Source organism: Streptomyces sp. PA03-3a, from assembly GCF_033792735.1.
Classification (GTDB): domain Bacteria; phylum Actinomycetota; class Actinomycetes; order Streptomycetales; family Streptomycetaceae; genus Actinacidiphila.
Genome location: NZ_JARAVM010000012.1, coordinates 214,479 through 224,603, shown reverse-complemented (window position 1 = coordinate 224,603; position 10,125 = coordinate 214,479). Strand labels below are relative to the sequence as shown.

The following is a 10,125-nucleotide window of genomic DNA, read 5'->3' as shown; positions in this document are numbered from 1 at the left end:
AGTCGTTCCCATTCAGCATCGCTCAAGTCACCCCGCCCCATGTCCACATCAACGACGCGGACGGCGAGTAGTCACATGATCGTCCGGACAAGTCCTAGGGTGCAGAACGGGCGCAGGACCCCTGTGGTGGGGTTCCGGGCCTCCGCGGTACGCCTCGCCGCCACCATGAAGGCGGATCGGATTCCTGCCGAAATGAAGCGAAGGTAACGCCGACGGCGGGGCTTCCCGACACGGACCGTCGGCTTCCGGGAACCCCGCCGCCCCGATCACACGCCCACGACCCGGGGCTCCGACGGCGCGAGCAGCGTGCTGGACGTGGGCGGCGCCGACGGCCCCGGCCGGGCGCCGGTCCGGAGCGCGGTCAGGAGGGAGGCGAGGGCACCAGTCGGCTGATCCCCAGCCGGATGCGCCCGCCGGTCGTGCCCAGGGCCAGGTACAGCTCCACCTCCGGCAGCGGTGCGCGGCGGGCGAGCGGGTCGAGCCCCACGACGAGCGCGACCGGTCCGCCGCCCGCGACGAAGGCGGTCCACCGCTCACCGGCCGCCACCTCCAGCAGCGCCCCGCCGTCCGCGCCGCGCACCACCGCCCGGCCGGGACGGCGGACGGCGATCCGGTCGCCGAGTTCGGGCAGCCGCCGCCCGGGCTCGGCGAGCCCGAGGAGCGCGGCGAGTTCCGCCGTGCCGAGCCCCTGCGGATGCGCCAGCAGCAGGAAGGCCACCGGCCCGAACGCCGTGTCGTCCAGCCAGGTCCACGAGGCGGGCCTCACCGCAGCACCACCCACACCTGCTTGCCTTCGGGCGTCGGCCGTACGCCCCACCGGTGGGCCGCCGCCGCGATCAGGTGCAGACCGCGCCCGCGTTCGGCCGCCCAGTCCGGCGGCCCGGGTGCCGGGACCGGCAGGACGGGCGACCGGTCGCTGACCGTGGCCCGCACCCCCTCCGCGGCGAGGTCGTCGAGGGTCAGCTCGCACTCCGGGGAGCCCGCGTGCCGGTGCACGTTGGCGAGTATCTCCGTGACGCACAGCGCGGCGGCGGGCGCCAGGTCCTCGCGCCCCCAGGCGCGGAGCTGTTCGCGTACGGCACGGCGGACCTCGGCGATGCGGGCGGGCTCGGCGACGACACGCATCGCCGCCGCGGGTGGAGATTCCTGCGTCATGGGTCCAACGGTTCCCTGCCGTGGCTAGCCTGACCAGGGCGGACCTGACCCCTGGTCAGCTGTGTCGGGGCCGGTCCGCGGCTGTGTACGGCGTGTGTACCGGGAGGTGGTGCCGTGTCCCCGAAGGGTGAGGGATCGGCCAGCATGCGGATGTTCGGCTCCGTGGCGCGGTCGCTGCGGGAGGCCCGCGGGATCTCGGCCGACGAACTGGCCGCGCACGTGGGCTACTCGAAGTCGCTGATCGTCAAGATCGAGCGAGGCGAGCGGATGCCGCCTCCGGCGTTCGTGGAGAAGGCGGGAGTCCTGCTGGGCGACGGCGGCGGGGTGCTGCGGTCCGCGGCGTGCCATCTGGAACGGGCGGAGTTCCCCTCCTGGTTCGAGGAGTACGCGGAGCTGGAGCGCGCGGTGGTGAGCCTCTACACCTACGACACGCATGTCATCAACGGCCTGCTGCAGACGGAGGAGTACGCCCGTGTCGTGCTCGGCGCCTACTGCCCGACGCTGGAGACGGAGGAGGTCGAGCGCCGTGTACGCGCCCGGCTGGCCCGGCAGTCGCTCCTGACCCGCGCCCCGGCGCCGCAGCTCGCCTTCGTCATCGAGGAGTGGGTGCTGCGCCGCCCGGTCGGCGGACGGTCCGTCCACCGAAGCCAGTTGGCGCGGTCGCTGGAGGCCGCCGCGTTGCGCCATGTCACGGTCCAGGTGATGCCGCTCTCCCACACGGCGCACGCGGGTTTCGACGGCCCCATGAGCCTGCTGGAGACACCGGATCTGCGGCTGCTCGCCTATCTCGAAGTCCAGGGCCGCAGCGTGCTGGTGGATGGCCGGGACGAGGTCAGCAAACTCCATCAGCGCTATGCGATGATCCGCTCACAGGCCCTCAGCGTGGGGGACTCCGCCAGAGTGATCGAGCAGATTGCGGGGGAGCTATGACATCCCGACTCGCCTGGTTCACCAGCAGTTACAGCGGCAGCGAGGGCGGCCAGTGCGTCGAGGTCGCCCATGCCTCCGGCGCCGTGCACGTGCGGGACTCCAAGGACCCGTCCGGGCCCTCGCTGGCCTTCACCGGCGAGGCGTGGACGGCGTTCGTCGCCTTCGTCGCCGACAGCACCGGGGCACCGGTAGAGTAATCGGCCGATCACCCTTCGTGCCCAGAGCATGAAGCGGCCCCCAGTGGTGCGCCAACACCGGCCGGGGGCCTACACCTACGAGGCTTTATCCGAAGGAGCCCCGCAAATGCTGCGTCATGCTATCCCGCCGACCCGTTTCTTCTCCCAGACGCCGAACGACCTCATCCGCCATCCGCGCCTGAACGGCACCGCCGTACGGCTGCTGCAGTGGGCGCTCTCCCTGCCGGAGGGGTCCCGGGAGACCCTGCAGTCCATCGGCGAGAAGATGCCCGAGGGACGCATCGCCCTGCGCCGGGCCCGGCAGCAGCTGGAGGCGGAGGGCTTTGTGCACACCCGCCGCACACAGAGCCGTGAGACCGGCCGCTGGACGACCCGGGTGCTCGTCTCCAATGTGCCCCTGCGCGACCCCGCGGAGATCGAGGCGGCCTTCGCGGCTCCGGGCGGCAGCATCCTGACCGCCGGTGCGCCGTCCGTACGGGCCGTCGGCGCATCCCCCAAGGGGGAGAACAAGGAGGAGGAGAACACCTCCCACCCCGAGCCCCCCGCCGACGAGTCGCTGGTCGCCCGCGCGGCGGCCGCGCTGCAGCGCCTCGGGCGGCGGGAGGCCAGGCTCGCCCTCGGCGTCGCCGAGGCCGCCCGGCTGGCCCCGCTCGCCGCCCGCTGGCTGGCCCACGGAGCGAGCGAGCTGGAACTGGGCACCGCCCTGTCCTCCGGGCTGCCCCGCACCGTCCACTCACCCGCCGGCTTCGTCGCCCGGCGCCTGCGCGACAAGCTCCCCGCACCCCGCCCCGCCCGCGACCCCGCCGCCCCGGCGGCCCCGCTCCCCGAGTGCCCCGGCTGCGGAGACCCGCTGCCCCCGGGCCGGACCGGCCCCTGCCCGCCCTGCGCCGGAGCCGTTCCCGCCGCTCCGTCAGGCGGTCCGCGCGGCGCCGCCCTGGTCCGCGCGGGCATCGCGCGGCAGCGGCCCCGCGTGAAGCCGCCAGTGGCCGCCGATATCAGCAACGGCTCATTTTGATATCGCTGAGTCGGACACCCATGCCGGAGGAGGCTCGAACGACCCGCACCGTCATAGACGTCGACGACCGGATGCCGGCGGAGGCGGCCGGGATCTTCGGGACCACGACCAAGGTCGCCACGGTGAACGCCGCTCCGTCAGATCGGGGCCGGACACCGTTCATCCTCTTTGGTCACTCAAAGTGCGGAACGCACCGCACAAGGTGACGATGAGCGCAATCGCTTCGACCCGGAGCGAGCTCCTTCCGTCATCTTCGAAGGCAGAGAGATGAACATACGAGCGAAGAAGACCCTGACCGGTCGACCCCGTCGTAATGTGCTTTGGGGTGTCGCCGGAACCATGACGGTCGCTGCCGCGGTCGTCACGACCACCGCATTCGTCGCCCCCCTGAACGCCACCGCCCCCGCGCGCACCACCGCGGTCGCCGAAGACGCCGCCGGAAACCCCGTCCAGGGCAATGGCAACCGTGACGACTTCGGGCGGCTGAGGACCGCCGAGTTCCTGGGTGTCTCCGCCGTCGTGCCCTCGGGCGCCACGCAGACCGTCTCGGCGCGCTGCCCCTCGCGCACCGAGGTCACCGGCGGCGGTTTCGTCCTCAGCAACCGCGGCCTGATCGTGCTGACGAGCCAGCGGTCCGGCAACGGATGGACCGTCACCGTCCGGAACATCGACGGTTCGACCCTCACCAGCCCCACCGCCCGCGCCGTCGTGGAGTGCGCCGCGATCGTCCGGGACAACAACAACTGGTGACCCCACCCCTTCCCCGTGCCACCGCCCCGGCCCCCCGTCAGACAGGAACGGGGGACCGGGGCGGGCCGTGCGCGGCCCGCGTCAGGCGCGCTTGCCCACCGACTCCGCCGCGGAGCAGACGGCGATGCCCAGCACGATCAGGAGGACGCACACGTAGATCTCGTAGCCGTCCAGGAAGCCGATCCGGTGCGTCAGCGCCCACACCCGGAACCAGCCTCCGGTGAGCTGGTAGGCGATGCCGCCGATGCCCTGGGAGAGCAGCACGAAGCCGAGGAAGCCGAGGAATCCCTTCATGCCCCGAGGCTAGGGAGCGGGCGCCCGCGTCGGCTGTCGGCGAAAGTCGCCGATCGCGCGGGGGCTGTCGTCCGAAAGTCTCGACTTGGGGCGCGGGGGTGGTGCCGGCGCCCCGGAACCGTACATTCGGAGGAATGCGACGCGTACGGAAGGGCCTCGTCGCCGACATCGCGGTCTTCCTCGGTGCGGCGGCCTTCTCCGTGCTGTCCGTGGACGGGGTGGGTGCCTCCATCGGCCCCGTCGAGCAGGCCGTCAGCGCGGCCGCGTGCGCGGCCCTGTTCCTGCGGCGGCGGTGGCCCGTGCAGCTGGCGGTGGTGCTGCTGGTGACCGGGTGGTTCGCGCACCTGGTCGGCGGCCCGACGGCGGTGGCGGTCTTCACCGTGGCGGCGTACCGGCCGCTGCGCACGACGGCCTGGGTGGCGGCCCTGGCCTTCGCGCCGCTGCCGCTGTTCGTGGCCCGGGGCCCCGACCCGGACCTGCCGGAGACGGGCTCGGCGATGACCTTCTTCGTGATCATGGCGGGTTCGATCGGCTGGGGGCTCTACGTGCGCTCCCGGCGCCAGCTGCTCGCCTCGTACGCCGAGCGCGGGCGGCGGCAGGCCCGCGAGGAGATCGCACGGGAGATGCACGACGTGCTGGCGCACCGGCTGTCCCTGCTGAGCGTCCACGCGGGAGCGCTGGAGTTCCACCCGCGTGCGTCCCCCGCGGAGATCGAACGGGCCGCCGGGGTGATCCGGGAGAGCGCGCACCAGGCGCTGGACGACCTGCGCGGCATCATCGGCGTACTGCGCGAGCCCGCCGGGTCCGCCGCGGCGGACGGCGCGGGCGGGCGGCCGCAGCCCACGCTGGCCGACGTGCCGAGGCTGGTGGAGGAGTCGCGGGACGCCGGGATGCGGATCGTGCTGGAGACGGACGACGACGCCGTGTCGGCGGCGGCCCCCGCCGCCTCGGGGCGCACGGCCTACCGCATCGTGCAGGAGGGGCTGACCAACGCCCGCAAGCACGCCCCCGGCGCGGAGGTGACCGTGCGGCTCGCCGGCGGTCCCGCACGGGGCCTGACGGTCGAGGTCAGCAATCCGGTGCCGGCCGCGGCGGCCGTGGTGCCCGCCATCCCCGGCGCCGGGCAGGGGCTGATCGGGCTGACGGAGCGGGCCTCGCTCGCCGGGGGAGACCTGGAGCACGGCCGCTCCGGCGGTGACTTCCGGGTGCGCGCCTGGCTACCGTGGGCGGCGTGAGGATGGTGCGGCTGCTGCTGGTGGACGACGACCCGCTGGTGCGGGCGGGGCTGCGGATGATGCTCGGCGGGGCACCGGACGTCGAGGTCGTCGCCGAGGCCGCCGACGGCGGCGAGGTCGCGTCGCTGGTCCGGGAGCACTCCCCCGACGTGGTGCTCATGGACATCCGCATGCCCACCGTGGACGGGCTCGCGGCCACCGAGGCGCTGCGGTCGCGGCCCGGCGCGCCGGAGGTGATCGTGCTCACCACCTTCAACACCGACGAGCACGTGCTGCGGGCGCTGCGCGCCGGCGCCGCGGGGTTCGTCCTGAAGGACACCGCGCCCCGCGAGATCGTCGAGGCGGTGCGGAAGGTGGCGGCCGGCGAACCGGTGCTCTCCCCCGCGGTGACACGGCAGTTGATCGCCCAGGTCGCCGGCGCCGACAGCGAGGGCGGCCGCGGCGCACGGTCCACCGCCCGGCGCAGGCTCGCCTCGCTGGGCGAGCGGGAGCACGAGGTCGCGCTCGCCATCGGGGAGGGCCGGTCCAACGCGGAGATCGCGGCCGGGCTCCACATGAGCGTGCCGACGGTGAAGACCCACGTCTCCCGCGTCCTCGGCAAGCTCGGCCTGAACAACCGGGTCCAGATCGCCCTGCTCGTCCACGACGCGGCCTTCCCGCCCGACCGGTGAAGCGCCCCCGGGCGGGGCGCCGCACCCGACCAACCCGTGTCCGGCCGGCGGACCCTCCGCGTCGCTCTCGTCATCGACCACCCGGATCGGGAGCCGCTGCACGAACTCCGTCGAACGCCAGGGCGGATACCCGCCGGCTTCCGTCGCCGGCGCCCGCAAGACTCAACGCCATGAACCGAGTTGAAGGAAACGTGGCGCTGATCACGGGCGGCAACCGGGGCATCGGTGCCGCTGTGGCGTCAGAGGACGGCCACCGCGTGATCACCAGGGGTCGTGTGGACTCCTGAAGATCGTGCGGTGGCCGCCGGCCGAAGCGTGGAGCGGGCAGGAGGCCGCACGAGCTTCGTCCCCACCGCGCCTGGCCGCGCGAGCTCTTAGGCCCCGTCCTCGGCGTCCCGTTCCTCCAGGGCGTCCGCGAGGGCGTCGACCAGCGCCACGACGCCCTCCGGGCCGTCCACGACGAGGTCGGCCCGGGCGGCCAGTTCGGCCACCTCCGCGCTGCCGCTGCACACCAGCACACCGGGGAGCCCGTCGGCGCGCCGCTTCTCCACGGCGCCGAAGGCGGCCAGGTCGCCCAGGTCGTCACCGGCGTACAGCACGGGACCGGCGCCGACCTCGCGCAGGTAGTCGTTGAGGGCCACGCCCTTGTCCATCCCGGGCGGCCGCAGCTCCAGCACCATCCGGCCCGGCTCCACGATCAGCCCGTGGCGCTCGGCCAGTTCGCGCAGCGGCCCGCTCAGCGACTCGAACGCCGCCTGCGGATCCTGCGTGCGGCGCGTGTGGACGGCCACCGCGCGGCCCTTGTCCTCCACCCACGTGCCCCGCCAGGCCCCGATCGCGTCCAGCACGCCGGGCAGTTCGGCCCGGACCGCGTTGACGCCGGGGTGCGCGCCGGGCGCCTTGACCTCACCGGAACGGGCGTCCCAGCGCTCGGCGCCGTAGTGGCCCAGCACGACCATGTGCTCCAGCGCGGGTACCCCGGCGAATCCTCCGTACCGCACGGCCACGCCCGCGGGGCGGCCCGTCACGACCACGACCGACCCGATGCGCGGGGCCAGCCGGGCCAGCGCGGCGGCGGCGCGGGGATGGGCCCGCGCGGCGTCCGGATCCGGCACGATCGGGGCCAGCGTCCCGTCGAAGTCCAGTGCCAGCACGGCCCTGCGGGGCTCCGCGAGCAGTGCGGCCAGGCCGTCCTTGCCCTCGGACGTCGTCGGTACCGGCAGTTCGTCCCTGCGGCTGCGGCTCATGCCCCCGACCTTACCGACCTCTGCGGGGGGCGTGCCCGGCGTACGGAAGCATCCCGCCTCTCGCTCCGGCGGTGGTCCCCGGGCCCGTCGGTGGGCGGGTGGTCGGTGTCGCCGCCGGAGGCGTCAGCGGTTGGTGCGGTGGGTGTCGCGGGTGCGGCGGAGGCGGTTGACCGTGACGGGGTCGTGCGCGAGGGCGCGCGGATCGTCGAGGAGGGCGTTGAGCAGCTGGTAGTAGCGCGTGGGGGAGATGCCGAGGCGTTCGCGGATCGCGCGTTCCTTCGCGCCGGGGCCCGCCCAGGCGCGGCGGGCGATGTCGAGGACGGCGCGGTCCTGTTCCGTCAGCCCGTCCCCGGGGGCGGCCGCGTCCGCCCCGCTCTCGTCCCGTTCCATCCGACCACCATATCCGCGGCGCCGGCGACCCCGCTGGGTGATGCGGCGACCACATGGAGTCCCCACCCGGCGTCACATGAGGTCTACACCACTCCCCCCGCGCATCGTACGCGATCTCTTTCGACGAGTGGACTAGACCTTTTGTGGTGTACCGCGCGAGACTGTCCCCCGTGAGACACGTCATCGCCCTCGATGTGGGCGGCACCGGCATGAAGGCCGCGCTGGTCGCGACGGACGGCACGCTGCTTCACGAGGCGCGCCGCCCGACCGGCCGGGAGCGCGGCCCGGACGCCGTGGTCGAGTCCGTGCTCGACTTCGCCGCGGATCTGCGGGCGTATGGCGAAAGCGCTTACGGCGAGCCCGCCGCCGCGGCCGGCGTCGCCGTGCCCGGGCTGGTCGACGAGCGGTCCGGCGTCGCGGTCTACTCCGCGAACCTCGGCTGGCGCGACGCGCCCCTGCGCGACCTGCTCACCCGCCGCCTCGACGGCACCCCCGTGGCCCTCGGCCACGACGTGCGCGCCGGCGGCCTCGCCGAGGGCCGGCTGGGCGCGGGGCGGGGCGCCGAGCGCTTCCTGTTCGTGGCCCTGGGCACCGGCATCGCCGGGGCGATCGGCATCGAGGGCCGGGTCGAGGCCACCGAACTGGGGCACATCGTGGTCCGCCCCGGCGGCCCGGCCTGTGGCTGCGGGCAGCGGGGCTGCCTGGAGACCGTGGCCTCCGCCACCGCCGTGGCCCGCGCCTGGGAGGCCGCGGGCGGCGGCCCCGACGCCGGTGCCGCCGGGTGCGCCGCCGCCGTCGAGGCCGGCGACCCCCGCGCGGCGGCCGTGTGGGACGAGGTCGTCGCCGCCCTCGCCGACGGCCTGGTCACCGGGATCACCCTGATGACCCCGGGCACGCTGATCGTGGGCGGCGGGCTCGCCGAGGCGGGCGACACCCTCTTCACGCCGCTGCGGGCCGCCGTCGAGCGGCGGCTGACCTTCCAGCAACTCCCCCTCATCGTGCCGGCGACCCTCGGGGACACCGCCGGATGCCTGGGCGCAGGGCTGCTCGCCTGGGACCTTCTCTCCGTGGAGGTGACCGCTTGACTGCGGCAACTAGCGTGCTGACCGGTGCCCGTGTGGTGCTGCCGGGCGGCGTGGTCGAGGACGGCCGGGTGACCGTCGAGGGCCGCTCGATCGTCGCGGACGACCCGCGCCAGGCGTCCACCCGCGACCTGACGGGACACTGGATCGTCCCCGGCTTCGTGGACATCCACGTGCACGGCGGCGGCGGCGCGTCCTTCTCCTCCGGTGACGCCGAGGCCGTCCTCACCGGAATCGCGACCCACCGGCGGCACGGCACCACGACCCTGCTCGCCTCGACGGTGACCGGGGACCTGGACGACCTCTCCCGGCAGGCCGCGCTGCTGTCCGAGCTGGTCGAGCAGGGCGACCTGGCCGGCATCCACTTCGAGGGGCCGTTCATCTCCCCGCACCGGCGCGGCGCGCACAAGCCCTCGCTGCTGCGCGACCCGCACCCCTCGGACGTCCGCAAGCTGCTCGACGCCGCCCGGGGCACCGCACGCATGGTCACCCTCGCCCCCGAACTGCCCGGCGGGCTCGACTCGGTGCGGATGCTGGCGGAGCACGGCGTGATCGCCGCCGTCGGCCACACCGACGCCGCGTACGAGGCCACCCTGCAGGCAGTCGAGGCGGGCGCCACCGTGGCGACGCACCTGTTCAACGCCATGCCCTCGCTGCTGCACCGTGAACCCGGCCCGATCGCCGCGCTGCTGGAGGACGAGCGGGTCACCGTCGAGCTCATCAACGACGGCGTCCACCTCCACCCGGCCGTCCTGGAGATGGCCTTCCGCAGCGCCGGCGCCGACCGGGTCGCCTTCATCACCGACGCCATGGACGCCGCCGGCTTCGGCGACGGCCGCTACCTGCTGGGCCCGATGGAGGTCGACGTCGTCGACGGCGTCGCCCGGCTCGTCGAGGGCGGCTCCATCGCGGGTTCCACGCTCACCCTGGACACGGCGTTCAAGCGGGCGGTGACCGTCGACGGGCTGCCCGTCGCCGACGCGGTGCGCGCGCTGAGCGCCAACCCGGCGCGGCTGCTGGGCGCGTACGACCGGATCGGCTCCCTGGAGCCGGGCAAGGACGCCGACCTGGTGGTCCTGGACGCGTCGTTCGACCTCGTGGGTGTGATGCGCAAGGGCAGCTGGGTCGTCGAGCCCTGACGGGACCGCGGGCGGCGGGG

At 74.3% G+C, this 10,125-nt stretch carries 13 protein-coding genes; 8 read left to right on the top strand and 5 right to left on the bottom strand.

Annotation, left to right across the window (positions count from 1 at the left end; all coding sequences use genetic code 11):
* Nucleotides 1-361: 361 nt before the first annotated feature.
* Together PV342_RS17400 and PV342_RS17395 are read right to left on the bottom strand one after the other, a co-directional pair.
* Nucleotides 362-766: a hypothetical protein gene (locus tag PV342_RS17400; RefSeq protein ID WP_500317762.1), complete on the bottom strand. Its 405-nt coding sequence runs from the start codon at nucleotides 764-766 to the stop codon at nucleotides 362-364.
* Entirely contained in the window at nucleotides 763-1,155 is a 393-nt protein-coding gene (locus PV342_RS17395; RefSeq protein ID WP_391576585.1) for an ATP-binding protein, read from the bottom strand. Before PV342_RS17395 ends, PV342_RS17400 begins: the two co-directional genes overlap by 4 nt.
* Before the next feature lie 114 nt (nucleotides 1,156-1,269).
* Here PV342_RS17395 and PV342_RS17390 point away from each other — a divergent pair, with 114 nt between their 5' ends.
* The 4 genes from PV342_RS17390 to PV342_RS17375 all read left to right on the top strand — a co-directional run bounded on the left by PV342_RS17390 (nucleotide 1,270) and on the right by PV342_RS17375 (nucleotide 4,047).
* Nucleotides 1,270-2,085, top strand: coding sequence for a helix-turn-helix domain-containing protein (locus PV342_RS17390; protein ID WP_500317760.1), 816 nt, complete (start codon nucleotides 1,270-1,272; stop codon nucleotides 2,083-2,085).
* Entirely contained in the window at nucleotides 2,082-2,282 is a 201-nt protein-coding gene (locus PV342_RS17385; protein ID WP_400804073.1) for a DUF397 domain-containing protein, read from the top strand. Before PV342_RS17390 ends, PV342_RS17385 begins: the two co-directional genes overlap by 4 nt.
* 106 nt (nucleotides 2,283-2,388) lie before the next feature.
* On the top strand, nucleotides 2,389-3,297 hold the full coding sequence (locus PV342_RS17380; RefSeq protein WP_500317758.1) for a hypothetical protein: 909 nt from the start codon (nucleotides 2,389-2,391) through the stop codon (nucleotides 3,295-3,297).
* A 339-nt stretch (nucleotides 3,298-3,636) separates the two neighbouring features.
* Nucleotides 3,637-4,047, top strand: a complete 411-nt coding sequence (locus PV342_RS17375; RefSeq protein WP_400804078.1) for a hypothetical protein — start codon at nucleotides 3,637-3,639, stop codon at nucleotides 4,045-4,047.
* An 81-nt stretch (nucleotides 4,048-4,128) separates the two neighbouring features.
* On the opposite strand, the gene PV342_RS17370 is transcribed toward PV342_RS17375, so the two are convergent.
* Nucleotides 4,129-4,341 (bottom strand): hypothetical protein, encoded by a 213-nt coding sequence (locus PV342_RS17370; protein ID WP_018560058.1) that lies wholly within the window; start codon nucleotides 4,339-4,341, stop codon nucleotides 4,129-4,131.
* Between the two features lie 134 nt (nucleotides 4,342-4,475).
* On the opposite strand from PV342_RS17370, the gene PV342_RS17365 reads away from it, so the two are divergent.
* Both PV342_RS17365 and PV342_RS17360 read left to right on the top strand, forming a co-directional pair.
* Entirely contained in the window at nucleotides 4,476-5,576 is a 1,101-nt protein-coding gene (locus PV342_RS17365) for a sensor histidine kinase (RefSeq protein ID WP_500317756.1), read from the top strand.
* A 2-nt stretch (nucleotides 5,577-5,578) separates the two neighbouring features.
* A complete protein-coding gene (locus tag PV342_RS17360) occupies nucleotides 5,579-6,247 on the top strand; it encodes a response regulator (protein ID WP_500317773.1) in 669 nt (222 codons plus the stop codon).
* A gap of 374 nt (nucleotides 6,248-6,621) precedes the next feature.
* Here the strand turns inward: PV342_RS17360 and otsB are convergent, their stop codons facing one another.
* Nucleotides 6,622-7,494: a trehalose-phosphatase gene (gene otsB, locus PV342_RS17355; RefSeq protein ID WP_500317755.1), complete on the bottom strand. Its 873-nt coding sequence runs from the start codon at nucleotides 7,492-7,494 to the stop codon at nucleotides 6,622-6,624.
* 123 nt (nucleotides 7,495-7,617) lie between these two features.
* The gene (locus PV342_RS17350; RefSeq protein ID WP_386987997.1) at nucleotides 7,618-7,884 is read right to left on the bottom strand and encodes a DUF3263 domain-containing protein; all 267 of its coding nucleotides are present in this window, start codon (nucleotides 7,882-7,884) and stop codon (nucleotides 7,618-7,620) included.
* 170 nt (nucleotides 7,885-8,054) lie between these two features.
* Between PV342_RS17350 and PV342_RS17345 the strand changes: the two genes are divergently transcribed.
* Entirely contained in the window at nucleotides 8,055-8,969 is a 915-nt protein-coding gene (locus tag PV342_RS17345; protein WP_500317753.1) for an ROK family protein, read from the top strand.
* Nucleotides 8,966-10,105, top strand: coding sequence for an N-acetylglucosamine-6-phosphate deacetylase (gene nagA, locus PV342_RS17340; protein ID WP_500317751.1), 1,140 nt, complete (start codon nucleotides 8,966-8,968; stop codon nucleotides 10,103-10,105). The genes PV342_RS17345 and nagA overlap by 4 nt, the downstream gene beginning before the upstream one ends.
* Nucleotides 10,106-10,125 lie beyond the last annotated feature (20 nt).